This window comes from Streptomyces sp. NPDC091289, assembly GCF_044757365.1.
Taxonomy (GTDB): Bacteria; Actinomycetota; Actinomycetes; order Streptomycetales; family Streptomycetaceae; genus Streptomyces.
Genome location: NZ_JBIVUT010000008.1, coordinates 112,078 through 137,260 on the forward strand (window position 1 = coordinate 112,078; position 25,183 = coordinate 137,260).

Here is a 25,183-nt window from a genome sequence, read left to right on the forward strand (position 1 = left end):
GCTCGCCCCGGTGCCGCGCTACTGCGCCATCGGGCTGAACCGGACCGGCAGCGCGGCCAGTCCGCGCATCCAGACCGACGGACGCCAGGTGAGCTCCGTCGGCTCGACCGCCAGCATCAGGTCCGGCAGCTGTTCCAGCAGGGTCTCCACCGCCGTACGGGCCATCACGTCGGCCAGCAGCGGTGCGGGGTAGGGGCAGCGGTGTTCGCCGGCGCTGAAGGACAGATGGGCGGAGTTCTCGGCGCCGACGTACGACTCCGGCCAGATCTCCGGGTCGGTGTTGGCCGCCGCGAGCCCCAGGACCAGGCAGTCGCCCGACCGGATGTTCCGGCCGCCGAGCTGGGTGTCCCGTACGGCCCACCGGCCGATGAAGTTCTGCGTCGGGGTGTCCAGCCACAGCACCTCGTTGAGCGCCTCGCCGACGCTGAGCCGGCCGCCGGAGACGTTCACCGCGAAGCGTTCGTCGGTCAGCAGCAGCCGCAGCGTGTTGCAGATCCAGTTCGCGGTCGGCTGCTGGGCGGCGGCGATCACCGAGATCAGGTCCTGGACGATCTCCTCGTCCGTGAGGCCGGCCCCGTGCGTCACCATGCGGGAGGTGACATCGGGTCCGGGGGACGCCCGCTTGTCCTTGACCAGTTGGCGCAGCCGGTCGCCGACGCGTCCGTACGCCGCCACCGGATCGTCCCCCTCACCCGCGTCGAGCGAGATCCGCAGATCGTCCACCAACTGCTGGGTGTCGGCCCCCGACACCGGCATGCCGCACATCTGGACCACGGCCCGCATCGGCAGGGCGTGGACGTAGCCGCTCATCAGCTCCGTGCGGCCGCTTCCGGCGAACTCCGCGATGAGCTGGTCGGCGATGCGCCGGCAGTCGCGGGCCAGCTCGAACTGGTCGACGCCTTCCAGTGCTTCGGTGATGACCCCGGCCCGTCGCCGGTGCTCGTCGCCTTCCGTGAAGAGCACCGACGGCTGATAGCCCACGAACGGCAGCAGCGGCCAGTCCGGCGGAATGGTGTCCCACTGGTTCCAGCGGCGCGAGTCCCGTGCGAACAGTTCGTCGTGTGTGGCGACGTAGGACAGTTCGGCGTAACCGAGCACCAGCCAGGCCGGAACGTCACCGTCGAGCAGGATCGGCGCGACCGCGCCGTGCTCCCGCCGCAGCGAGCGGTAGAGGTCGGTCGGCGTCTGCTGGTAGGAGGTTCCGGAGAGGCGCACCGCACCGTGGCCGACCGGGCAGCCGGCGTCGGTAGTGAAGGAGGGGCTGGAGGAGGGGTTGGAGGTGCTCATGGTGTCGTCTCCCGGGCGATGGCCATCGTGCGCAGATGGTCGACGAGCGTGATCAGTACGTTCTTGCTGGACCGCCGGACCCGGGCGTCGCAGTCGACCATCGGGATGTGATCGGGCAGCGCCAGGGCTTTACGGATCTCGTCGAGGGAGTGGGCGAGGTCGTCGTCGAAGCGGTTGACCGCCACCACGAACGGTGTGCCGTGGTGTTCCAGCCGGTCGATCGCGTACCAGGAGTCGTCCATCCGGCGCGTGTCCACGAGGACCACCGCGCCGAGCGTGCCGGAGAACAGCCGGTCCCACAGGAACCAGAAGCGTTCCTGGCCCGGGGCGCCGAACAGGTAGAGCACGATGCGCTCGTTGAGGCTGATGCGTCCGAAGTCGAAGGCGACCGTGGTGGTCGTCTTGGCGTCCACGCCGTCCGTCTCGTCGACGCCGACGCCCGCCTGCGTCATGACCTCTTCGGTGTTCAGCGGCCGGATCTCGCTCACCGAGCGGACGAGCGTGGTCTTGCCTACGCCGAACCCTCCGACGACGACTATCTTGAGGCCGGTCTCCGCGGCGTCGGACAGCGGCGTGCGCTCGCCCGGCAGCTCAGAGCTTACGGAGTCCATGGAGCACCTCCTTCAGCAGTTCGGAGTCGGGGAGCGCGGTGGGCGAGGCGGCCGTACGGGGGTGGCGGGCGGTGATCCGGCCCATGGCGTGGAGGTCGTCGAGCAGGATGCGCACCACGGTGACGGGCAGCGAGAGTTCGGCGGCGATCTCGACGACGGCGGTCGGATGGCGGCACAGGTCGAGGATCCGCGCGTGCTCCGACTGCATCCCGGCGGTGGGCCGGCACTCGCTGACCACGAGGGTCACCAGATCGAAGGAGTCCGCGGAGCGGCTGCGGCCGCCGGTGACCGTGTAGAGCCGGTCGGGGGCTCCGGTGTCGACGGGACGGAGGGTCATGACCCGCTCCCTCGCCCCTCGCCGCGTGGTGCGGCGTGCAGGTGTTCGCCGATCTGCTCGACCATCCGCGTCATCTGGTGGCCCACCACGGTGGGGTCGGCGTCCTCGGCGGCGACGACGGCGAGATGCGCGCCCTCACCGGCCTCGACGATGAAGAGCAGACCGCCGTGGAACTCCGTCATCGAGTGCCGTACGCCGCCGGAGCCGTCACCGAACTCGATGGACGCGCCCTGCGCGAGCGCCTGCATGCCCGAGCAGATGGCCGCGAGCTGATCGGCCTGGTCGAGGGTGAGGTGCTCGGTCCAGCAGAGCTTGAGCCCGTCGCGGGACAGGGCCAGGGCGTGCCGGGTACCGGGGGTCTGCTCGAGCAGCCTCTGCAGGAGCCAGGTGAGGCTGTTGTCTGTGGTCTGCATGATGAGTGACGGGACCGTGGCGCCGGGGGACCGGCCGACGTCCCGTACCTCCAATCTCGGATGTTCGAGCGAGCGTGCGAGCGAGTTAAGGAGCGGTGGTCGGCGGTGCGGTCGGGTCGTCGGCCGGTCCCCCGGGCCTGCCCTGGGACCGCCGGCCGCGGTGGAAGGCGCCGAACGCCTGTCCCGCGCTGCGGGGCGGCGAGGTCCGTGGTGTGTCGCCCCGCGGTTCCGCCGGAGCGGCGGGCGCGGGCGAGCCCCGGTGGCGGCCGCGCTCCGCCTCCGCCATGGTGCGGCCGGGGGTGCGTACGGGCAGGCCGCCGGGGGTCGAACCGGCCGCCGGCGCGGTGGCCCCGCGCTCGGGCTCCGGCTCGCGCCGTGGCCGGACCACGAGGGGCTCGTCCGCCGTGGCGGGGAGCGGTGCCGCCGGGGGTTCGGCGGCAGGCACGGCGGGTGCGGCGGGCTCCTGCACGGAGGGCGTTACGGGGGCGGGCGTGGCGGGCACGGACGGCTCCGCTGCGGCCGCCGCAGGCGTCGCGGGCGTGGCAGGCGTCGCGGGCACTGCGGGCGTGGCAGGGGCGACGGGAGTGGCGGTAGTGGCGGGATTGGTGGTGGCACCCCGGTGACCCAGCGCCTGATGGTTGTCGCGAGGCTCCTGCGCGATCAGATGCCTCGGCAGCAGGACCACCACGCCGGTGCCGCCGCGCGAGGACGGCCGGTAGTTGACGCTGATCCGGTGCTTGAGCGCGAGCCGTCCCACGACCGCGAGGCCCAGGCGCGTGCCCTGGAGGGTCGCGAGGTCGGTCATCCGCCCGGCGACGGAGTCCGCCGCGCGTCGCATCGCCGCGTCGGCCATCTTCAGACCGCTGTCCTCGATGGTGACGACGATGCCGGTGCCGCGCTCCTCGACGTAGACGTGCACCTCGTCGATGGGCGGCGAGAAGTTCGCGGCGTTGTCCATCAGTTCGGCGAGCAGATGCATGACGCCCTCGGCGGCGAAGCCGGAGATGGAGACGCTGGACGAGCAGTGCAGCCGTACGCGCTGGTAGGCGGCGATGCGGCCGACCGCGCCCCGCAGGATGCTCTCCATGACGATGGGCCGGTTCCAGGCGCGGCTGGGCCGCCCGCCCATCAGCAGGGCCAGCCGGTCCGTCATCAGGCCGAGCTGCGACGTGCTGTGGTCCAGCTTCAGCAGATCACCGAACACCTCTTCGCCGTGACGTTCCTGCATGCCGCGCAGGTCGGCGAGCATGCTGACGGATTTCGCCTGGACCCGGCTGAGCGCCTTGGCCGACGCGGTCGTCGCCGCGAGCGCACGGCGCTCGCTGAGCGCGAGCTCGCGGAGCACCTCTTCGAACGGGGCGCGCAGGACCGGCTGTTCGGGCAGCTCCACCTCGGCCCGCACGGTGGCGCCGGACTCGCCCTCGCGGAGCCGGGCGGTGACGGTCGGCAGCGTTGCGCGGCCGAAGCGCTCCAGCTCGGAGGTCAGGGTGTGCAGTTCCTCGCGGAGGCGCGCGGTGAGCGCTTCGGACTCCTCGCGGAACCGCGCGCTCTCGGTCCGCAGCGCGGCGGTCTGCCGCTCCTGCTCCTCGACCGTGGTCGCGAGGACGTGCAGCAGTTTGCGCTGGCGCGGGCTGCGCGGCAAGGGAATCTGGCCGAGGGCGTCGGCGGCCTTCCAGCCGCCGCGTACCAGTCTGATCAGCGCGGGCAGCGCGACGTCGGCGGTGTGCGCCGTGTCCGTTTCGAGAGCGGACAGCGAGGCCTTGAGCCGGTCGGCCTCCGCCGTCTGCGCCGAGGCCGTGCGCAGCGTCCGCCGCGTGACCTGATGGGCGGCGGCGAGCGTGACGGCCAGGACCACCCAGGCGGTGACCACCACCGCCACCGCCCAGCCGCGCGCCGCCGAAGGCGCCAGAGCCACGGCCACGGCTCCGGCGACGGCGCTCACCGACACCACCGCGACAAGCGGTGCTATCGCCGCCTTCGGTGCGTTCGTCTGGCGCCGCTGACTGGCCGGTACGGGTTTTGCCATGGATGCGGTCCCTCAGTTCTACCGAGCAGAAGGTGTGCGGCCGCTCCGAGAAGGTGCAGATCACCTTGGTGAATCGGGGGAAAGCGGAAGCAACCGTTTCCCGGCAAGGAGCGACCTCATCGTAGACATCCTGATGCACCGGATGATCCGGTGAGCGGCATAGTCCGTAGGCAGAGTGATTTTGTCGAGAAGCGGCCGGTGGGCAAAGGCCGTTGTGGTACTCGCGAGGTGAAGCCGTGACCTGACCGGTGGAGTGAGCGGCGACGTGTACGGCTTCGCTTGTCGGCCGCCGACGATACGAGCGGTGAAGCGGAAATAACGCGTGTGGAGGAATCCTTTTCAGTCAATCCGAAAAGCTTCCTCACGCTTCCTCACGCCTCGTCGGGTCATTCGCACGCTCGCAAGCGGTCCGGTTTATCGCCGCCGAATTGGCCCGGGATCACGAGCCGTTCGGTGCCTACGGTGATGCCTGTTCCGCCGGGCGCCCGCCCGGCGCGAGAGCGGGCCCCCTTCGGTGGTGGCCCCTGTGCCGAGGAGTTCCGCATGCTGCGACGCCGTATCGGAGGACCCGCCGGTCCTCTGGCCAGTGCCCTGTCCCTGGGCACGCTGCCCTTCGGCACGACGGTCGACGAGGAGACGTCCTTCGCCATCCTGGACCGGTTCGTGGAGGCGGGCGGCACCCTCCTCGACACCGCCAACAACTACGCGTTCTGGGCGCCCGGCGGGACCGGGGACGAGAGCGAGGCCACCATCGGCCGGTGGCTGGCCGCCCGGGGCCCGGCCCTCCGCGACGAGGTGCTGATCTCCACCAAGACGGGCGCGCGCCCCACCGTCCCCGGTACGGGTCTGGAGACGGCCGAGGGACTGTCGGGGCCCGTCGTCCGCAAGGCGGCGGAGGACAGCCTGCGACGCCTCGGCACGGACCGGATCGATGTGTACTGGTCCCATATCGAGGACCGGACCGTCCCGTTGGAGGAGACCGTCGAGGCGTTCGACGCGCTGGTCAGGGAGGGGAAGACGGCGGTGCTCGGCTGCTCGAACCACGCCACCTGGCTGACCGAGCGGGCCCGGGCGACGGCCCGCGCGGGCGGGATGACCCCCTACACCTGCGTCCAGCAGCGCTACTCCTACCTCCAGCCGCGCTTCGACCTGGGCCTCCCGGAGACCGGCCACGTGCACGTCACGCGGGAGCTGCTCGACTATGTGCGGGGTGAGGCCGACATGACGCTGATGGTGTACTCGTCGCTGATCTCGGGCGCCTACACGCGGCCGGACAAGTCGCTGCCGGAGGCGTACGACCACCCGGGCAGCGTGCGGCGCCTCGCGGTGCTCGGTGAGGTGGCCGACGTACTGGGGGCGAGCGTCAACCAGGTGGTGCTGGCCTGGCTGATGGCCGGTGACCCGCCGGTGATCCCGATCGTGGGGGCGAGTTCGGTGGAGCAGTTGGACGAGATCCTGGGGGCGGTGGATCTTGAGCTGCCGGGGGAGCTGAAGGACCGCCTGGACACGGCCGCCCTCGCCCCGGCCGCCGGCTGACGGACGGCCGCGCTCAGCGGCCGTGCCCTCCGGCCCGTACGCGTTCGACGGCGTGGGCGAGGCGCTGGGCCGCGCCCGGTACCGCCTGGTCGGTGAGGTTCCCGTAGCCGACGACGAGGGTGGAAGCCGTCGGCGTACTCGCCGCGCCCGGGGCCGCGCGGTAGTCGTCCAGGCTCGCCAGGCGCACGTCCGCCCGCGCCGCCTCCTCCACCACCGCGCCCGCCGGGCAGTCCTTCAGGGGGAGCAGCAGGTGGAATCCGGCGGCGGCCCCGCCGACGGGCTGTCCCGGCAGCCGGGCTTCGAGTTCGCGGAGCAGGTGGTCGCGGCGGCGTTTGTAGCGCAGGCGCGAGGCCCGGAGGTGACGGTCGTACGAGCCGGAGGCGACGAAGCGGGTGAAGGCGTCCTGGTCGATGACCGGTGGCGGGCTGCCTCCGGTGTCCTTCGCCGTCAGGGCATCGGTCCACTGTTCGGGAGCGGCGATCCAGCCCAGGCGTACGGCCGGGGAGAGCGTCTTGCTGAGCGAACCGAGCAGGGCGACATGCTCCGGCGCGACCCCCTGCAACGCGCCCACGGGGTGGCGGTCGTAGCGGAACTCGGCGTCGTAGTCGTCCTCCATGACCAGGCCGTCCACCTCCCGGGCCCAGTCGGCGAGTTCGGCGCGGCGGGCGGGGGCGAGGACGACGCCGGTGGGGAACTGGTGGGCGGGGGCCACGATCACGGCCCGGACGGCGGTGGCCCGGCGCAGGAGGCTCACGCGCAGCCCGTGCTCGTCGACCGGTATCGCCACGGGGGTCAGCCCGGACGCGGCCACGGTGAGGCGGAGTTGCGTCCAGCCCGGGTCCTCGACCGCCACGTGGGTGTGCCCGGCGGCCCGCAGGCCCCGGCACAGCCGCATGACCGCGTCCAACGTGCCCGCGCAGACGATGAGTTGTCCGGGCTCCACCCGCGCGCCGCGCCCGCGCGCGAGATAGGAGGCGAGCTGCCGGCGCAGCCGTGGCAGCCCCGCCGCATCGGGATAGCCCAGCTCGTCCCAGGTCAGCTCGGTGGCCGCCGCGCGCACCATGTCGGCCCAGCGCTTACGCGGGAACGCCCGCAGGTCGGGGACGCCCGGCAGCAGATCGAACCGTGGTGTCCAGCGGTCCCCGCCCTCCCGCGCCGCACCGCGTACGGAGCCGCCGGTCGAGGTCCGCACCCGCGTGGCCGAGCCGCTGCGGGCCTCGAAGTAGCCCTCGGCGACGAGTTGGGCGTACGCCTCGGTCACCACCCACCGCGAGCACCGCAGATCCGCCGCGAGGACCCGGCTCGCCGGGAGGGTGCTGCCCGGGGCGAGACGCCCGCTGGTGACGGCGGTGCGCAGCGCCCGGGTCAGGCGGGTGTGGAGCGGCCCCTCACCGGGGGACTCCAGCTCCAGGAAGGTCCCCCACGCGGGCCCGGTCCGCTCACGGTCGGTCGTCATGTCGGTTCTCGAACGTCGCGTGGGGGCGGGTGTGCGGAGCTATGCGGCGGTTACGGAGTCGATGAAGGCGGCCCAGGCGGTGGCGGGGAGGATCAGGGCCGGGCCGGTGGGGTTCTTGCTGTCACGGACGGGGACGACTCCGGGGAATCCGTCGGCCACCTGCACGCAGTTGCCGCCCTCCTCGTTGCTGTAGCTGCTGCTGCGCCAAGCGGCGGCGGTCAGATCGGGACGGGATGCTCCCTGCACGGTAATCAACCTCCAGCACGGATCGGATCAGGTCGAGCGACATCAGTGGTGGCAGTGCCATCGCCCTGAGTTGATCGTAAGTCAGAGCGAACTGTTCGACCTCGTCCGGTTCCTCGGTCAACTGTCCGTGGTGTGCACCTTCCGTGTAGGCGATCCTGGTGCCGTCCGGCATCACCAACACGGTGAGGGAGCCGGCCAGCGCGCCGTGCGCGCCCTGGTCGAACGGCAGTACTTGAACGGTGATGTTGGGCTCCTCCGCCATCCTGAGCAGCTTCTCCAACTGGCCGCGCATCACGGCCGATCCGCCGACCGGACGCCGGAGCACGGCCTCGTCGAGGACGATCCACAGCTCCGGCCGGTCCGGGCCGGTCAGCCGCACCTGGCGATCGAGCCGGGCCGCGACGCGCTCCTCCAGGTGTTCGGCGTCGCGCAGCGAGTGGCCCATGCTCAGCAGGGCCCGCGCGTACTCCGGGGTCTGCAGCAGACCGGGCACGGCATGTGAGGAGTACTCGCGGATCGCCGACGCGCGGGCGGAATAGGCGATGAACGCCCGCGACCAGTCCGGATACGCCTCCCGGTACACGTACGGCCACAGGTCGATCAGCAGGTCGTCCGCGACCAGCTCCCTGTCGAGGGCACGGGTCAGCTCCAGGGTCGGTTTCGCGCCGGTCGCGCGCTCGATCTGGGCGATGCGGCTGCCGACCACATGCGTCAGCGTGCCCACTTCGGTCTGGGTGAGTCCGGCCGCCGTACGTAACTTGCGTACGCGCGATCCGAAGAGCGCAGCCATGGAGGACTGCGGGTCAATGGGTTTGGCCACGGCGCTACTTCCGTTCCTTACGGCCTGCAAGGTAAGGCGCTGTCACCTTCCGAGGCTAGGCCGCACTGCCGACTCTTGAGTACGGAACGTCACGGAACCCGCACGTGTGGGTGACGTGAGGAGAGTCGAGCGAACGGATGGTCGGCATGACCGGCAAGAGGACGATCGAAGCGGCGAAGGCCGGCCAGCAGGAGGCCGGTCAGCAGGAAGAGCCCCCGCCCCGCCCGCGCGGCTTCGGGCTGACCGCCAACGGATACGGCTCCCTGTCCCGGCAGTTCGAGCCCACGCCCCGAGGGGCCCGGCTCGCCCGCCGCACCGTGGCGCGGCAGTTGGGGGAGTGGGGGTTCGGGCCGATGAGCGACGCGTCGTGCTCGGTCGCTCTGGTGGTGGCGGAGCTGGCCGCCAACGCGGTGTGCCACGGGCGGCTGCGGGGGCGGAACTTCCATGTGCGGGTGGACTACGAAGGGCCCGCGAGCCGTTTCCGTATCGAGGTCTCCGACGCCCTGCTCGGCCGGACGCCCGGGGCCCCGGCCCTGCCGCCGGACGACCAGGAGTCGGGGCGTGGCCTGTTCCTGGTGGAGTGCCTGGCGTCACGGTGGGGATGGGAGCCCCGGAACCCGATCGGGAAGACGGTGTGGGCGGAGGTGGCGGCCGACCGGCCCCAGGGGCGCTTTCGGTCTGAGGCCAGTGCGCCGGGCGCACTTCAATAGACGTACGTGCTACGTGAGTTAGTCGTTCGGCTGTGGAATATTGGCGGGCACTGTTCTGAGTAGGGGGCTCGATGAAGAGCGCGCGTCCATGGTCGGCCCGGGTCTGGCTGGTGTGGCTCCTGGTGCCCGTGATCCTGGCGGTGGCCGGGTGCGGGGCGTCCGGACGCAGGGGTGGCGCCCCGGACTCGGACTCGGGCCCGGGTTCCGGCCGGCCGTCGAGTTCCTCGGACGCGAGGGACGGCGACGATGCGGACGACTCGGGGGGCGGCCCTGGTCTCGAAGTCGGTGTGGAGGTCAGCGTCGGCGGTGGGAGCGGGGGTGGGGGCGGCGGCGACGGGAGTTCCGGCTCGGGCGGTGACGACGGGGGCAGTGGGTCCGGCGGGGTGGAGCCGCCGCCCGAGAGTGACCCTGCGGCGGAGGCGTTCCGGCGCGTGCGGGTGGGAAGCTGCCTGCCCGTCCACCGCACCGGGCGCGGGAACGCCTGGAACGTCGACGTACCGCCCGGCGCGGTCTCCTGCGGCTCCCGGCGCGCCGGTCTCTTCAAGGTGACGCGGACCGGTGGTGGCGGCGTCAGCTGTGAGTCCGGGAGGGGGAGCACGTCCTGGCGTCACTACTCGCGCGCGACAGGGACCACGACGCTCTGCCTGGAACGGGTCTGGGTGGACCGGTACTGCATCCTCGCCAACGAGACCAGTGACGGCATGTCTCTGGGCACCACCACCGCCGTCGACTGCGGGGCCGAGCGCGTACCCCGACCGTACGACCATGTCCTGGCCGTCTCCGGCGTCTACCGAGCCCCGCCGAACGCCGGCTCCGCGCACTGCAGGAAAGGTTCGTCCGACCGGCGCACGTACTGGTCCCTGGTGGTCGCCAACCGCACGATCCTGGTCTGCTTCACCTACCCGAACTCCTGAGGGCGGCCACCGCCTCCCTGGGCTGCGGCGTCAGGAGGTGTGCATGATCTGGATCAGGTTGCCGCAGGTGTCGTCCAGGACGGCGGTGGCGACGCTGCCCAGGTCCAGCGGGTCCTGGGTGAAGCGGACGCCGAGCTTGCCGAGCCGCTCGAACTCCGCGTAGACGTCGTCCACGATGAAGGAGGCGGCCGGGATGCCGTCCTCGACCAGGGCCGTCGTGTACGGCTTCACGGCGGGGTGCTTGTCGGGTTCGAGGAGGAGCTCGGTGCCGTCGGGGTCCTCCGGGGAGACCACGGTCAGCCAGCGGTTCTCGCCGCCGAGCGGCACGTCGTGCTTCTTCTCGAAGCCCAGCACGTCCGTGTAGAAGCGCAGGGCCTTGTCCTGGTCGTGGACGAAGACGCTGGTCACGTGGATCCTCATGGGGTGCTCTCCGGTGCTTTCGGCCCGAGCCATCGGCTGACGATGTGCTCAAGGGGTTCGGTGTCGAGGTCGTGGAACTTGTAGCGGCCCTCGCGGCGTGTGACGACCAGGCCCGCCGACTCCAGGACGGCCAGATGCTGGCTGACCGCCTGCCGGGACAGCCCGAGGCCGTGCTTGGTCACCAGCCGTCCGCATATCTCGAACAGTGTCTGGCCGTTCCGGTCGGTCAGCTCGTCGAGGATGCGCCGCCGGGTGGGGTCGGCCAGGGCCTTGAAGACATCTTCCGCCATGACCCCCACGATAGGCAAGTAGTGACTTGCCTATCAAGGCGGGGTGGGACCGGCCGTGGTGAGGAAGTCCAGGACGAGCGGGCTCGCGACCGCCCGGAACTCCTCGAAGTAGGCGTGCCGCGCTCCGGGGATCAGGTGCAGCCGGGCGCCGGGGATGCGGTCCGCGAGCAAGGGCGCGTTGGTGGTGGGGTTGAGCAGGTCGTCGGTGCCGTGCACGACCAGGGTGGGTGCGCCGATCCCGGGCAGCAGCTCCCACGCGTCGTGCTGGTTGCCGGCCACCAGGTGGCGCCGTTGGGCGTACGCGGGCATCCCCGGGTCGCCGAGCGTCCGGTACGGGCCGGGGTTCGCCGCCTGCCAGGCCGGGGTGTACATCAGGTCCAGCAGGGCCTGCCGCGCCGCACCCGGCCGCGTCTGGATCAGCGACCTGCGCACCTCGGCGGTACGTTCGACGGCGTGCGGCCCGCCGGGCGACGTGCACCCGAGGACGAGGGCGCGCACCCGGTCCGGGTGGCGGGCCGCGAGCTGCTGGGCGACGCGGCCGCCCATGGACGTTCCGTAGACATCGGCGCGGTCGACGCCGAGGTCGTCGAGTACCGCGATCACGTCCCGGGCGAAGAGCTCGGTGCTGTACGGCTCGTCGGGCTTGCCGCTCCGCCCCGTACCCCGGTGGTCGAGCGTGATGGTGCTGCGGGCGGCATGGAAGTCGTCGCGTACGCCGTCCCACCAGTGGTGGTTGTTCGCCTGGCCGGCCAGCAGGACCAGCGGCGGCGCAGCCCCTTCGCCCCGGACCTGGTAGGCGATGTCGACCCCGTCGGGTGTCGTCGTGTGCGGCATGTGGATCGTCCCTCCCTTGCGCCCGTTCCTGTGCCCGGTCCTACGCCCAGTTCTCGAGTTCGGCGTCGATGCGGGGGTCCGTGCGGACCCACACCTCACCGTCCGCCGCTCCCGGCGGGGTGTCGACGCGCTCCAGGCCCAGGGTCCGGACCAACTCCAGCAGCTCGTCGCGGAGTTCGGTGTCCTCGTCGAGGGCGTAGCCGTCGAAGAGGACGTAGTGCACGTCCCAGCGGTCGTTGTAGCCGGTGTCGGCCCAGATCGCGCAGAAGCGGTCCACCGCCTTCCGGTCGTCCGGCGCGGTCGCGGACTGCTCCCCTTCCGGCGCCGCGGTCTCGGCGGACGCGGCGAAACCCCTCGCGATGTCCTCGGCACTCCACCACCCCGCCGCCTCCGCGACCGTGGCCGGGGTGAAGTCCGCCGGCGTGAGGAAGCCGTCCAGCAGCCTGCCGACCCCGGTGTCCTCGATGCCGAGGCCGGCTTCCCGCAGGCGGGTCACCAGGCCGTCCGCCATGGCGCAGGGGCCCGAGAAGTGGAAGACGCCGGTGGCCGCTGCCAGGGTGCCGCCGTCGGGGTGCGGGGCCGTGGGCGTGGTGTCCGTGCCGGGCACGTCGCGTACCAGGGCGAGGAGGTCCGGCGGTACGCCGTCGTACAGCGCGGCGTGCGAGCGGGCGTCATCGGGTGTGCCGAGCGCGCTGGTGCGGTCGAACGTCACCACCAGCGCGCGGCCGTCGGCGGCCAGCCAGGCGTTGACGGTGTCGCCGTCGCCGTTGGCGAAGCCGAGGTGCGTGACCCCGTCGGCGGTGGCCGGCTCGCGGCCGTCCACACGGGTCAGGATCTCCAGCCGGTGGCGCAGGACGCGCGGGTGGGTCCGCCGCAGCACGGACACGTCGAACTCCTCCCGGAGCGTCATCGTCCTCGTCTTCGTGGTCGCGTTCGTGTTCGTCATCGTCTCGTCGTCCTTCGGGGTGCGTCGGGCTTCCGCGGCGGTCGGGCCCCCAGCTTTCACGATGGCGTGTTCTGCCGGTCGGCCGCCCCGGTGGACTCGGGGGCGGCCGGGGCTTCGGTGATGACCGGGAAGCGGCGCGGGGCGAGGGTGATCAGGGCGAGCAGGGCCAGGGCCGCGGCTCCGGCGGCCCCGATGTAGACGTAATCGACCGCCGCGTCGACCGCCCGGCGCAGATAGTCCGTCGCCGCCGCGGAGAGCGAGCCCGGGTCGCCCAGGGCGCGGGACACCGCGTCCAGGTCGTCGGGGAGGCCGGTCACCGGGGCGTCCAGGAGGCGGGCGGCCAGGACGCCGTTGGCGACGGCCCCGAAGACCGCCGCGCCGATGCTCTGGCCGACCTGGCGGCAGAAGAGGACCGACGCCGTCGTCGTACCGCGCTCCGCCCAGCCGACCGTCGACTGGACGCCCACGATCAGCGGGAGCTGGAAGAGGCCGAGGGCCGCGCCGAGCAGGAGCATCAGGAGGGCCGGGTGCCAGGGCTCGCCGGGGTAGGGGAGGAGGGGGAAGGCCAGCAGGACCAGCAGGGCGGCGCTCATGCCGATGATCGCGGTGAGCCGGAAGCCGATGCGGTTGTAGACCCGGTCGGACAGGGCCGCCGAGACGGGCCAGCTCAGCGTCATCACGGAGAGCACGAACCCGGCGGCTATCGGGCCGAGCCCCAGCACCGACTGGGCGTACGTGGGCAGGAAGACGGTCGGCGCGACCATCAGCAGGCCCATCGCGCCGAGCGCCAGGTTGACCGAGGCGATGGTGCGCCGCCGCCACACCCAGCCCGGGATGATCGGCTCCGCCGCCCGCCGTTCGATCACGACGGTCAGCCCCGCCAGCACCGCGCTGATCCCGAACAGGCCGAGCGAGGGCGCCGAGAGCCAGGGCCAGGCGACGCCGCCCTGCACGAGCGCCGTGAGCAGCAGGGTGCCGGTCGCGAAGACGGCGAGCGCGCCCGCCCAGTCGACGCGGGGCCGGGTGGCGGGGCGGGGGCGGGAGGGTTCGTGGAGGTGGCGGACGACCAGCCAGAGGGCGACGGCCCCGACCGGGAGGTTGATCAGGAAGATCCACCGCCAGTCGGCGTACCCGGCGAGCAGCCCGCCGGCCACCGGTCCGGCGACCGCGGAGGTGGCCCACACCGTCGACAACTTGGCCTGGATACGCGGGCGTTCCTTCAGCGGGTAGAGGTCGGCCGCGATGGTCTGGACCGTGCCCTGGAGCGCCCCGCCGCCCAGGCCCTGGACGACGCGGAAGGCGATGAGCGCGGCCATGTTCCAGGCGGCCGCGCAGAGGACGGACCCGATCAGGAACAGGATGATCCCGGCGATCAGGACCGGCTTGCGGCCGAAGGTGTCGGAGAGCTTCCCGTACAGGGGGAGCGTGACGGTGACGGCCAGCAGATAGCCGGAGAAGAGCCAGGAGAAGACGGTGAACCCGCCGAGGTCGCCGACGATCTGGGGGACGGCGGTGGACACGATGGTGCCGTCGATGGCGGCCAGCGCCATGCAGAGCATGAGGGCCGCCACGACGGGGCGGCGGCCGCGGGGGGTGGTGAGGGCGGCGGGCGGTGCGACGCCCGTACCGTCCGGGGCGGGGTCCGTGCCCGCGCCGGTGCCGCCCGAGCCGGTATCGCCCGCGCCGGAGCCCGTATCGCCGGTATCGCCTGTGCCGGAGCCCGTATCGCCTGTGCCGCTCTTGCCGTCCGTCCCGTCCACCGGGTTTCCTTCCCTATGCACGTATCTCCCGGGGCACTGTCTCATCCGAGGGCGCCGGACGGGGAGGGACCACAGGAACCGAACGGTGTCCCTGACCTCACCTCCGCCTGGGGGGCGATTCCCCTAGGGGGCGCCCCCTCATCGTGGCCAGGGCCTGTTCCTCCCGGCGGAGGACGTGGCGGCAGGAGGCATTTCCTTAACCTGTTCCTACGTCGCCGCTACGGCGTACCGCAGGGGGGGCCGGTGGGGAAAACCCCACCCCAAGACTGCGCTGGGCACCATCGCGCCGGACACCGTCCTGAACCCAGAATCGGACCGTACCCAATGGCGTCCAGCCATCGACCGACATAGGAGAAATACCGTGACAACGGCTGTAACCATTCCCAGGCACGGGGGCACTGGAGGGCGTACGGCCGTCGCGGCGCGAGCGCGGCAGGTCGTGAAGGCGTACGGCACCGGGGAGACCCGGGTCGTCGCGCTCGACCATGTCGACGTGGACATCGCCCGCGGGCAGTTCACGGCGATCATGGGCCCGTCCGGCTCCGGCAAGTCGACGCTGATGCACTGCCTGGCCGGGCTCGACACGGTGACGTCGGGCGAGATCTTCCTCGACGAGACCGAGATCACCAAGCTGAAGGACAAGAAGCTCACCCAACTCCGGCGCGACCGGATCGGGTTCATCTTCCAGGCGTTCAACCTGCTCCCGACGCTCAACGCGATCGAGAACATCACGCTGCCGATGGACATCGCGGGCCGCAAGCCCGACGCCGCCTGGCTGCGGCAGGTCGTGGAGACCGTCGGGCTCGCCGAGCGTCTCAAGCACCGCCCGACCCAGCTCTCCGGCGGTCAGCAGCAGCGCGTCGCCGTCGCCCGGGCGCTCGCCGCCCAGCCGGAGATCATCTTCGGTGACGAGCCCACCGGGAACCTGGACTCCCGCGCCGGGGCCGAAGTCCTGTCCTTCCTCCGCAAGTCGGTCGACGAGCTGGGGCAGACCATCGTCATGGTCACCCACGACCCCGTCGCCGCCTCCTACGCGGACCGGGTGCTGTATCTCGCCGACGGTTCCATCGTCGACGAGATGTACAACCCGACCGCGGACCAGGTCCTCGACCGCATGAAGCACTTCGACGCACGTGGGCGGACGTCATGACTGTCTGGAAGACCTCGATGCGCAACTTCTTCGCGCACAAGGGCCGGATGGCCCTCTCCGCGGTGGCGGTGCTGCTGTCCGTCGCGTTCGTCTGCGGCACGCTCGTCTTCACCGACACGATGAACACCACCTTCGACAAGCTCTTCGCCGTGACCTCGCCCGACGTCACCGTCAGCCCGAAGAACGCCACCGAGAACGACGAGCAGCCCGACAACGGCAAGCCCGTCTCCCTGCCCGCCTCCGTCATCCAGCAGGTCGAGAAGGCCGACGGGGTGAAGAGCGCCGAGGGCGCCGTCTACTCCATGGCGGTCACGGTCGTCGACAGCGAGAACAAGAACATGGGCTCCGAGACCGGAGCCCCGACCATCGCGGGCAACTGGACCGAGAACGACCTGCGGTCCATGGAGATCACCTCCGGACACGCGCCCCGCGGCCCCACCGAAGTGATGGTCGACGCCGACACCGCGAAGAAGCACAAGCTGAAGATCGGTGACGAGCTGCGCACCATCGCCGCCACCGGCGACACCAGGGCGAAGATCAGCGGCATCGCCTCCTTCACCGTCACCAACCCGGGCGCGGCCGTCATCTACCTCGACACCGCCACCGCCCAGAAGCAGCTCCTCGGCGCCCCCGACGTCTTCAACCAGATCTCGGTCACCGCCAAGGACGGCGTCAGCGACACCCAGCTGAAGAAGAACGTGGCCGCGGCCCTCGACGACTCGGCCGCGTACAAGCTCCAGACCCAGCAGGAGGCCGTCGACGCCAACAAGGACTCCATGGGCGCCTTCCTGGACGTCATGAAGTACGCGATGCTCGGCTTCGCCGGAATCGCCCTCCTCGTCGGCATCTTCCTCATCGTCAACACCTTCTCGATGCTGGTCGCCCAGCGGACCCGCGAGATCGGTCTGATGCGGGCCATCGGCTCCAGCCGCAAGCAGGTCAACCGGTCCGTGCTGCTGGAGGCGGTCCTCCTCGGCATCGTCGGCTCCCTCCTCGGCGTCGCCGCCGGCGTCGGCCTCGCCGTCGGGCTGATGAAGCTGATGGGCGCCGCGGGCATGGAGCTGTCCACCAGGGACCTCACCGTCGCCTGGACGACCCCGGTGGTCGGCCTCGTGCTCGGTGTCGTCGTCACCGTCCTCGCCGCGTACATCCCGGCCCGCCGGGCCGGCAAGGTCTCCCCGATGGCTGCCCTGCGCGACGCCGGAACCCCCGCCGACGGCCGGTCCGGCTGGGTCAGGGCCGGGATCGGCCTGGTCCTCACGGCAGCCGGTGGCGCGGCCCTGTGGGCGACCACCCAGGCCGACAAGGCCACCGAGGGCTCGATGTTCCTCGCCCTCGGCGTGCTGCTGACCCTCATCGGCTTCATCGTGATCGGCCCGCTGCTGGCCGGTGTGGTGGTGCGCGGGCTGAGCGTCGTCGTCCTGCGGCTCTTCGGTCCGGTCGGCCGGCTGGCCGAGCGCAACGCCCTGCGCAACCCTCGGCGTACGGGAGCGACCGGCGCCGCCCTGATGATCGGGCTCGCCCTGGTGGCCTGCCTGTCCGTCGTCGGGTCCTCCATGGTGGCCTCGGCCACCGAGGAGCTCGACAAGTCGGTCGGCGCGGACTTCATCGTCCAGGACAGCGGAGCCGGGCGGCCCATCGTGCCCCAGGCCGCCGAGGCCCTGAGCGCCGTGCCGGGCCTGGAGCACATGACGAACTACACCTTCGTCAAGGCGAAGATCACCTCTCCGAACGGCAAGACGGAGGACGAGGGGATCACCGCCGCCGACCCGACGTACCAGCAGGACGTCCGCCGCACCGCGCTCTCGGGCGACCTCGCGAAGGCCTACGGCAAGAACGCCATGTCCGTCGGCGAGGACTACGCGGAGAAGCACGGCGTCAAGGTCGGCGACACCCTCACCGTCGCGTTCAAGGCCGGGGGGACGGCGAAGCTGAAGGTCGCCGCCATCACCTCGGACGACACCAACATCGACCGCGGCGCGATGTACACCAACCTCACGACCGCCGCCTCCTACGTCTCCGCCGACAAGATGCCGCAGAACGTGGCCATGTTCGGCAAGGCGGAGGAGGGCAAGGAGAAGGAGGCGTACGCGGCCCTCAAGAGCGCGATCGCCGAATACCCGGTCTACAAGGTGCAGAACCAGGCCGACTTCAAGGAAGACCTGAAGAACCAGATCGGCCAGCTGCTGAACATCGTCTACGGTCTGCTCGCCCTGGCGATCATCGTCGCGGTGCTCGGTGTGGTGAACACCCTCGCCCTGTCCGTGGTCGAGCGGACCCGGGAGATCGGCCTGATGCGCGCCATCGGGCTCTCCCGCCGCCAGCTGCGCCGCATGATCCGGCTGGAGTCCGTGGTCATCGCCCTCTTCGGAGCGCTGCTCGGACTCGGGCTCGGGATGGGCTGGGGAACGGCGGCCCAGAAGCTGCTGGCGCTGGAGGGCCTGGAGGTCCTGGAGATCCCGTGGCCGACGATCCTCACGGTCTTCGCCTGCTCGGCTCTCGTCGGACTGTTCGCCGCTCTCGTCCCGGCCTTCCGGGCGGGCCGGATGAACGTCCTGAACGCCATCGCGACGGACGGGTGAGCACAGTCCCGCCCGACGACGGTGACCCTTCGGGCGTCACCGTAGGATGACCGGCAGGCCCCGGGACGTTCCTCCAAACGTCCCGGGGCCGACCCGTTCCCCGGCCCCGAAGGGCCTTTCGCCGGTCCCGAAGGACTTTGCCCCTGGTCCCGACGGACCTTTCCCCGCCCCCCGTTCCCCGCTCCGGCCGGTCGGTCACGGCGGACCGTGTCAACTTGCTGCACACGGCGGCGGACCCCCGTGCAGCAAGCTGACACCGCGGCCTCTCTCGTGGCGCGTTCCACGCTGGCATCGTCATGCGTGCCGGGCCGAACCCCCGGCTCCGACGCCACCGTCGAAGGGGAACACGTGTCCAGGTCTTCGCTTGCGCAGAAGAAGCGCCGCCCGGCCAGAACCGCCGCCCTCGTGACCGGAATCGCCCTCGCCGCCCTCACCCTCTCCACCGGCGCCGCATCGGCCACCACCCCCGCCGGCCCCCCGCCCGCCGCCGATCACGTCGCGCGGCTGATCTGTACGGAGCTGGCGGGCGTCATCGGCCAACTGCCCCCGGAATCCGCACCCTTCCGGGTGTGCAAGCTGGTCAACGGCTGGGACTAGAGGTGCCGAGCCCAGCAGGACCGGGCAGGCCGGCGGAACCGGGAGGACCGGACGCCCCGGACGCCCCGGACGCCCCGGACGCCCTGGACGCTCGTTCCCCGGGGCCGTCGACCGCGATGCGGTTCCAGCTCCTGGGGCCGCTGGCCCTCGCGGACGGACCCGACACCGTCGTCCTCCAGCCCTCCAAGCCCGCGAACCTGCTCGCCGCGCTCCTCCTGCACGCCAACTCCACCGTCTCCGCCGAGTACTTGCAGCGCGCGGTGTGGGGCGAGGAACAGCCCGTCACCGCCCGGGCCGCCCTCCAGACCTGCGTCCTGCGGCTCCGCCGACTGTTCGCCAAGCACGGGGTCACCGGCACCTCCATCGAGGCGGTGCCCGGCGGCTACCGGATCACCGCCGCCCCGCCCACCCTGGATCTCCTCGGCTTCCGCGCACAGGCGCGCCGGGCCGCCGGCCTGGACCGGGACCCCGAGGCGGAGCTCTGCGCGCTCAGGGACGCCCTCTCGCTCTGGCAGGGCTCGCTGCTCGCCAACGTACGGTCCGACGTCCTGCACCGCGACGAGGTGCCCCGGCTCGCGGAGGAACGGCTGCGCGCGGTCGAGCGGGTCTGCGACCTGCTGCTGGGACTCGGGCGCTGCGGTGAGGCGCTCGTCGACCTGTGGACCGCTACGCGCGTATATCCGGGGCACGAACGCTTCCATGAGCAGCTCATCGAGGCCCTCTACCGCACCGGGCGCCAGTCCCAGGCGCTCGCCGAGTACCGCAGGGTCAAGGGCTTCTTGCTGGAGGAGCTGGGCGTGGACCCCTCGCCCTCCCTGCGCCGGCTCGAACTGTCCATCCTGCGCGGCGAGGACCTGGGCTCCGCCGGCCCCGCGGGCACACGCGTCATCCAGGGCGAGACCGTCCCCCTCCCGGCCGCCGCCCCGGTCGCTGCCCCGTCCGCCGCCCCGGTCACCGCTCCGGCCGTCGTCTCGTCGGCCGTCCCGTCGGCCGCCCCGGTCGCCGCCGCGGTCTTCGCCCCGGCCGCCGTACCGGGCACCGGGCCCGTCCCCGCCGTACCGCACTTCACCGGGCGCGCCGCCGAGACCGCCGCCATGGCCGCTCGCCTCACCGCACCCCCGGCCCCCGGCCCCGAGGACCACCGGCCCCTCACCGTCCTGGTCTCCGGCGCGCCCGGCATCGGCAAGTCGGCGCTCGCCCAGCACGTCGCCCGGCTCGTCCGGGACGCCTTCCCCGCCGGGCAGTTACTCGTCCGGATGACCCGTACGGACGGCGAGCCCCGCACGGTCGACGAGGTCGCCGCCGAAGTGACCGCCGCGCTCGGTGAGTTGGGCGCGGGGCGGGCCCTGCTGATCCTGGACGACGTCGTCGACGCCGACCAGGCGCGGCCTCTGCTCACACCGGCCTCCGACGACGGGCCGGAGCTCGCCGTCGTCGTCACCAGCCGGATGGGGCTCGGCGGGCTCATCGCCACCCACGGCGGCTGGGTGCAGCGCCTGACCGCCTTCACCGAGGCCGAGTCGTACGCCCTGCTGCTGGCCGCCCTGGGCGCCGAACGGGTGGAGGCCGAACCCCGCGCCGCGCACCGACTCGCCGCCGCGTGCGGCCACTTCCCCGCCGCGCTGCGCATCCTCACCGCCCGGCTGCTGACCCGGCCGGGGCTGCGGCTCGCCGACGCCGTCGACTGGCTGGGCGAGGACCCGCTCGCCCGGCTCACCCTGACCGACTCCCCGGACCACTCGGTCACCGGCCTCTTCGACCGGGCGCTCGGCCGCCTCGACCCCCGCCTCTCGGAGGCCTTCGCCCGCCTCGCCCAGGGCCCGCCCGAGCTGCTCGCCGACCGGGGCCCCGAGGACGAGGGACCCGTACCCGAAGCCGTACGGGAGCGACTGGCCGACGCCGGACTGCTGGAGGACGGCCCGCCGGGCCCGTACCGCATCCACGACCTGCTCCGCGCCCACGTACGAAGAACCGCCCGGATCCGCGACCGCCGCACAGAGAAGGTGTGATCCCCATGGCCGAGAGCGCCGCACCCACCGCGCCGCACGTACCCGCCTCGCCCGCGTCGCCCCCCGCGACGACCGCGTTCGACGCGATCGCCGGAACCCGGCCGCGTATCCGCCGCGACGTGCTGTTCACCGAGACCCCCGGCGGGGTGCTGTTCCACAACGCCGACGGCGGCTTCCACCTCACCGGCCGCACCGCCTACCGCTTCGCCTCCCTCGTCGTCCCGCACCTCACCGGACAGCACCAACTGGCCGAACTGTGCGCCGGATTCGGGCCCGCCCAGCGGGCGATGGCCGCCGAACTGGTCAGAACGCTGTACGCACGCGGCTTCGCCCGCGACATCCCCGAGGCCGATCCGGCGGCGGGGGACGCCCTCGACGAGGAGAGCGCCGAGCGGTTCGCCGCGCAGATCGCCTACGTCGACCACTACACCGACGACGCCCCCGCCCGCTTCGCCCGCTACCGCGCCACCCGCGTCGCCGTCCTCGGCGACGACGAGACGGCCCGCTGGTGCGCGCTGAGCCTGGTGCGCAACGGCTGCGCGAGCATCGGAGCGGTGGCGGCCCCCGACGACGTCACGGCCGAGGCCGCCGCCCACGGGGCCCGTATCGAGGCGCTCACCGCCGGGACGGACGCGGACTGGGCCGCCCTGGAGGGCTACGACGTCGTCGTGGTCACCGGCGCGGACGCCGGGGCGCGTACGCACCGGCTGCTGGCCGCCGGGGTGCCCGAGGGCGTGACCCTCATCCCCGCCTGGCTGTTCGGCCGCCGCCTGATCGTCGGCCCGCTCGCCACCGCCGGCTCCACCGGCTGCTGGTCCTGCGCCCTGCTGCGCCTGGGCGGCAACGTCGACCCCGGCACGGCGGCCGGGCTGTGGAGCGAGGCGGCCGGGGCCGTACCGGCCGGCGGGGACGCCCTGTCCGGGCCGGTCGCCGCGATGGTCGGCAACCTTGTCGGCTACGAGATCTTCCGCCTGACCACCGGCGCACTGCCCGCCGAGACCGCCGGCCAGGTCCTCGTCCAGGACCTGGAATCGCTGGACGTGATGGCCGAACCGGTCCAGCCCCACCCCCGGTGCGTCCGCTGCGCCGCGCTCCCCGCCGACGGCCCCGCCGCCCTGCCCGGCCCGCTCGCGCTGCCCGTCACCGCGACCGTGGAGACCGCCCGCGACGCGGAAGGCCTGGTCGAGGAGCTCAACCGGATCAGCACCGCACTGGTCCGCCCGTACACCGGGATCTTCCGCCGTTACGACGACGAGGAGCTGACCCAGACCCCGTTGAAGCTCAGCCGCGTCGAGGTCGCCCTCGGGGGCGGGGAGCGCCGCCGGATCGCCGCGTTCGACGTGCACCACCTGGCCGGGGCGCGGACCCGGGCGCTGTACGCGGCGGCCGAGGCGTACGTGGAGCATGTCGTTCCCCTGACCTCCCCGACGGCCGCCGAGGGTGGGGCGCTGCGGACGTTCGGGCCCGACGCCCTGACGACCGGCGGCGGCACCGGGGCCGTGCCCGCCGCCTGGGCGGTCGCGACCTCGCTGATCGGCAAGGACCCCGTACGCGTACCGGCCGGGGCCCTGCGCCCGTTCGGGCCGCACAACCGGGACCGGGCGCACCTGGCGACCACCGCCGGCTCCGGGGCGGGCGGCAGCGCGGCGGAGGCGGCGGGCCGGGGGCTGCTGTCCGCGCTCGCCCACGACGCCCTGCTCCGCGCCGTACGGGGCACCACCCGGGTCAGCCCGTTGGCGGTCGGCGGCGACGACCCGGAGCTGGTGTTCCTGATGAAGTCCGCCGGCAATCTGGACATCGCCGTGGACCTCCTGGACCTGGGCGAGGCGGACCGGACCTCGGCGCACGTGGTGCTGGCCCGCGAGGCGAACGGCCCTGCTGCCGGGGCCCGTTGGGCGGTCGGGGCCGGGCTGTCCCGGCGTACGGCGGCCGCGTCCGCCCTGCGGGACCTGCTCGGCCAGGTGCAGCTCGCCGCCGAGGACCCGGGGGCGGCGGTCGACCCCGGCGACCCGCTGATGGGCGACCTGGCCCCCGGGGCGATCGGGGTGGGCGGGGAGTCCGTCGCGGCGGACGCGGACGCGACCACGTTCGACGCGGTGCTGGAGGCCCTGCGCTCCGCCGGGCGCGACGCCCTGTACGTGCCGACGACCCCGGCGGACCTGCTCGCCGGCCCGATCGCCACGGCCCGGGTGCTGCTCACGGTGGACGGCGAGGGCGGCACCGATGCCCGCTGAGACCCTGCCGGTCGCGCCGGTGCTGGAGGAGTCCACCCGGCTGCTCGCGGAGCTCCTGGGGGAGGGGCTGTCCCGGCACGGCGGTCCGGCGGACGCCGCCCCGCCGGACGTCCGGCCCCTCGGCGTGCGCGACGCGTTCGCGGGCGACGGGCCGGCGGCCCGCGCCGATGCCGTCCCCGTGCGCTACTACGGGCGGCACGCCGTCGTCGGTCCGTTCCCCGCGCCGCCCGGAGCCGGTCAAGGCCCCTGCGCCCGCTGCCTGGAGCGCCGCTGGCAGGGCGTGCGGTCCGTCGCCCTGCGCGAGGCGCTGGAGCTCGGTTCCGGGACCCGGGCGGCGGGCCCGTCCCCCTACCTCACCCCGTTCGCGGCCGAAGCGCTCGCCGGGGTCATCGCCGCCCGGCGGGCCGGCGGCGGACCGGCCACCGGGGCCTTCCCCGCCGTCCACCTCGTCGACCTCCAGACCCTGGCCGTACGCCACTACCCGCTCGTCCCCGACCCGGAGTGCCCCGCCTGCGGGCGGCCCGAGCCCGACAGCGACACGGCGGCGGCCCTCACCCTGCGGCCCGCGCCCAAACTGCGGCCCGGCGGCTTCCGGGTGCGGGACATCGGGGACTACGAGCTGCCCGTCGCGCCGTACGCCAACCCCGTCTGCGGCTCGCTCGGCCCCTCCGTCGTCCAGGACGTCTCCTCCACGTCCACCTCCGCCACCATCGGCTGCTTCTCCATGCGCTCGGGACCGTATCTGCGCGAGACGTTCTGGGGCGGGCACGCCGACACCTTCGCCGAGAGCCTGCGCATCGGCGTCCTGGAGGGCCTGGAGCGGTACGCGGGCATGCGCTCCCGCGCCAAACGCGCCCAGGTGCACGCCAGCCTGGACGCCCTGCGCGCCGAGGGCCGGGCCGCCCTGGACCCGCGCGTCAGCGGCCTCTACTCCGAGGACTTCCACCGGGCCAACCCCCGCGTCCTGCCCTTCACCCCGGACCGGGAGATCCCCTGGGTGCGCGGCTGGTCGCTGCGCGACGGACACACCGTCCTGGTCCCCGAAGTGCTCACGTACTACCACGCGCCGGGCCTGGAGAACCGGTTCGTGCAGGAGAGCTCCAACGGCTGCGCGTCCGGCGGCGCGCTGGAGGAAGCCGTCTTCTTCGGGCTGATGGAGGTCGTCGAGCGGGACGCGTTCCTGCTCTCCTGGTACGGGCGGGCCGCGCTGCCCGAGATCGACCCGCGCACCAGCCGCCGCCCCGCCACCCGGCAGATGGTGGACCGGCTGGAGATGTACGGCTACGAGGCGCGGTTCTTCGACACCCGGATCACCTTCCCGATCCCCGTCGTCACCGGCGTCGCCGTCCGCCCCGACGGCGGGCCCGGCCGGATGTGCTTCGGCGCGGGCGCCGGACTCGACCCGGAGGCGGCGCTCGCCGGGGCGCTCTGCGAGATCGCCACCGACGCCGTCAACCTCCAGGGCCGCACGGAGCGGGACGAGGAGCGGCTGCGCGCGATGACGGACGACTTCGCGAAGGTCGAGGCGCTGCACGACCACCCGCTGGCGTACGGGATCCCGGAGATGGGCGTCCACGCGGACTTCCTGCTCGGCGCGCCGGGAGCGGTGCGCCGACCGGCGCGTTCCTTCGACGAGTTGTACGGGGAGGGGGATGGGTCCGGGTCCGGAGACGGGTCCGGGTCCGGCGCGCGGCCGGTTCTCCCGGTCTCCGACGATCTGCGCGAGGACCTGCGGCGGTGCGTGGACACCGTGGCCGCCGCCGGGTTCGACGTGGTCGTCGTCGACCAGACCATGCCGGAACAGCGCGCCCTGGGCCTGAGAACGGTGAGCGTGATCGTGCCGGGCCTGCTGCCGATCGACTTCGGCTGGACCCGCCAGCGCGCGTTGCACATGCCCCGGCTGCGCACCGCCCTGCGCGAGGCGGGCCTGCGGACGGCGGACCTCACCGACGCCGATCTCAACCCGGCCCCGCACCCGTTCCCATGACCGCGCCCGCCGCCCACC

General features: G+C 72.8%; 22 protein-coding genes. 9 read left to right on the top strand and 13 right to left on the bottom strand.

Annotated features, from left to right (window positions below; all coding sequences use genetic code 11):
- Positions 1–18 precede the first annotated feature (18 nt).
- From ACIQPT_RS12640 to ACIQPT_RS12660, 5 genes are all read right to left on the bottom strand, one after another.
- On the bottom strand, positions 19–1,287 hold the full coding sequence (locus ACIQPT_RS12640) for a cytochrome P450 (RefSeq protein ID WP_401155325.1): 1,269 nt from the start codon (positions 1,285–1,287) through the stop codon (positions 19–21).
- Complete coding sequence (locus tag ACIQPT_RS12645; protein ID WP_401155327.1) at positions 1,284–1,898, bottom strand: GTP-binding protein; 615 nt, start codon at positions 1,896–1,898, stop codon at positions 1,284–1,286. The genes ACIQPT_RS12640 and ACIQPT_RS12645 overlap by 4 nt, the downstream gene beginning before the upstream one ends.
- On the bottom strand, positions 1,879–2,235 hold the full coding sequence (locus tag ACIQPT_RS12650) for a DUF742 domain-containing protein (RefSeq protein WP_401155329.1): 357 nt from the start codon (positions 2,233–2,235) through the stop codon (positions 1,879–1,881). The genes ACIQPT_RS12645 and ACIQPT_RS12650 overlap by 20 nt, the downstream gene beginning before the upstream one ends.
- Complete coding sequence (locus tag ACIQPT_RS12655) at positions 2,232–2,648, bottom strand: roadblock/LC7 domain-containing protein (RefSeq protein WP_401155331.1); 417 nt, start codon at positions 2,646–2,648, stop codon at positions 2,232–2,234. Before ACIQPT_RS12655 ends, ACIQPT_RS12650 begins: the two co-directional genes overlap by 4 nt.
- Before the next feature lie 85 nt (positions 2,649–2,733).
- Complete coding sequence (locus tag ACIQPT_RS12660; protein WP_401155333.1) at positions 2,734–4,674, bottom strand: ATP-binding protein; 1,941 nt, start codon at positions 4,672–4,674, stop codon at positions 2,734–2,736.
- Between the two features lie 543 nt (positions 4,675–5,217).
- On the opposite strand from ACIQPT_RS12660, the gene ACIQPT_RS12665 reads away from it, so the two are divergent.
- Entirely contained in the window at positions 5,218–6,210 is a 993-nt protein-coding gene (locus ACIQPT_RS12665; protein ID WP_401155335.1) for an aldo/keto reductase, read from the top strand.
- Between the two features lie 13 nt (positions 6,211–6,223).
- Here the strand turns inward: ACIQPT_RS12665 and ACIQPT_RS12670 are convergent, their stop codons facing one another.
- The 3 genes from ACIQPT_RS12670 to ACIQPT_RS12680 are packed head-to-tail and all read right to left on the bottom strand — an operon-like array spanning position 6,224 to position 8,702.
- Positions 6,224–7,666: a PLP-dependent aminotransferase family protein gene (locus tag ACIQPT_RS12670; RefSeq protein WP_401155337.1), complete on the bottom strand. Its 1,443-nt coding sequence runs from the start codon at positions 7,664–7,666 to the stop codon at positions 6,224–6,226.
- Between the two features lie 39 nt (positions 7,667–7,705).
- On the bottom strand, positions 7,706–7,831 hold the full coding sequence (locus ACIQPT_RS12675) for a DUF397 domain-containing protein (RefSeq protein ID WP_401155339.1): 126 nt from the start codon (positions 7,829–7,831) through the stop codon (positions 7,706–7,708).
- Entirely contained in the window at positions 7,788–8,702 is a 915-nt protein-coding gene (locus tag ACIQPT_RS12680) for a Scr1 family TA system antitoxin-like transcriptional regulator (RefSeq protein ID WP_401155341.1), read from the bottom strand. Before ACIQPT_RS12680 ends, ACIQPT_RS12675 begins: the two co-directional genes overlap by 44 nt.
- A 167-nt stretch (positions 8,703–8,869) precedes the next feature.
- Between ACIQPT_RS12680 and ACIQPT_RS12685 the strand changes: the two genes are divergently transcribed.
- Together ACIQPT_RS12685 and ACIQPT_RS12690 are read left to right on the top strand one after the other, a co-directional pair.
- A complete protein-coding gene (locus ACIQPT_RS12685; protein ID WP_401155343.1) occupies positions 8,870–9,442 on the top strand; it encodes an ATP-binding protein in 573 nt (190 codons plus the stop codon).
- Positions 9,443–9,873: 431 nt separating this feature from the next.
- Complete coding sequence (locus tag ACIQPT_RS12690; RefSeq protein WP_401155345.1) at positions 9,874–10,356, top strand: hypothetical protein; 483 nt, start codon at positions 9,874–9,876, stop codon at positions 10,354–10,356.
- Between the two features lie 30 nt (positions 10,357–10,386).
- Here the strand turns inward: ACIQPT_RS12690 and ACIQPT_RS12695 are convergent, their stop codons facing one another.
- From ACIQPT_RS12695 to ACIQPT_RS12715, 5 genes are read right to left on the bottom strand one after another with little or no spacing between them, the layout of a single operon-like run.
- A complete protein-coding gene (locus ACIQPT_RS12695) occupies positions 10,387–10,776 on the bottom strand; it encodes a VOC family protein (protein WP_401155346.1) in 390 nt (129 codons plus the stop codon).
- Entirely contained in the window at positions 10,773–11,066 is a 294-nt protein-coding gene (locus tag ACIQPT_RS12700; protein WP_401155347.1) for an ArsR/SmtB family transcription factor, read from the bottom strand. Before ACIQPT_RS12700 ends, ACIQPT_RS12695 begins: the two co-directional genes overlap by 4 nt.
- 33 nt (positions 11,067–11,099) lie before the next feature.
- Complete coding sequence (locus ACIQPT_RS12705) at positions 11,100–11,900, bottom strand: alpha/beta fold hydrolase (RefSeq protein WP_401155348.1); 801 nt, start codon at positions 11,898–11,900, stop codon at positions 11,100–11,102.
- Positions 11,901–11,940: 40 nt separating this feature from the next.
- On the bottom strand, positions 11,941–12,846 hold the full coding sequence (locus ACIQPT_RS12710; protein ID WP_401155350.1) for a hypothetical protein: 906 nt from the start codon (positions 12,844–12,846) through the stop codon (positions 11,941–11,943).
- Between the two features lie 56 nt (positions 12,847–12,902).
- Positions 12,903–14,405 (bottom strand): MFS transporter, encoded by a 1,503-nt coding sequence (locus ACIQPT_RS12715; protein WP_401155572.1) that lies wholly within the window; start codon positions 14,403–14,405, stop codon positions 12,903–12,905.
- Between the two features lie 562 nt (positions 14,406–14,967).
- Between ACIQPT_RS12715 and ACIQPT_RS12720 the strand changes: the two genes are divergently transcribed.
- The 6 genes from ACIQPT_RS12720 (at position 14,968) to ACIQPT_RS12745 (ending at position 25,165) form a co-directional block, all read left to right on the top strand.
- Positions 14,968–15,756, top strand: coding sequence for an ABC transporter ATP-binding protein (locus ACIQPT_RS12720; protein ID WP_401155352.1), 789 nt, complete (start codon positions 14,968–14,970; stop codon positions 15,754–15,756).
- A complete protein-coding gene (locus ACIQPT_RS12725) occupies positions 15,753–18,338 on the top strand; it encodes an ABC transporter permease (protein WP_401155354.1) in 2,586 nt (861 codons plus the stop codon). Before ACIQPT_RS12720 ends, ACIQPT_RS12725 begins: the two co-directional genes overlap by 4 nt.
- A 348-nt stretch (positions 18,339–18,686) precedes the next feature.
- Positions 18,687–18,935, top strand: coding sequence for a hypothetical protein (locus ACIQPT_RS12730; RefSeq protein WP_401155355.1), 249 nt, complete (start codon positions 18,687–18,689; stop codon positions 18,933–18,935).
- Positions 18,936–19,051: 116 nt separating this feature from the next.
- Positions 19,052–20,944 (top strand): BTAD domain-containing putative transcriptional regulator, encoded by a 1,893-nt coding sequence (locus ACIQPT_RS12735; protein WP_401155574.1) that lies wholly within the window; start codon positions 19,052–19,054, stop codon positions 20,942–20,944.
- Between the two features lie 5 nt (positions 20,945–20,949).
- A complete protein-coding gene (locus ACIQPT_RS12740; protein WP_401155357.1) occupies positions 20,950–23,178 on the top strand; it encodes a TOMM precursor leader peptide-binding protein in 2,229 nt (742 codons plus the stop codon).
- On the top strand, positions 23,168–25,165 hold the full coding sequence (locus ACIQPT_RS12745) for a TOMM precursor leader peptide-binding protein (protein ID WP_401155359.1): 1,998 nt from the start codon (positions 23,168–23,170) through the stop codon (positions 25,163–25,165). Before ACIQPT_RS12740 ends, ACIQPT_RS12745 begins: the two co-directional genes overlap by 11 nt.
- The last annotated feature ends 18 nt before the right edge of the window (positions 25,166–25,183 follow it).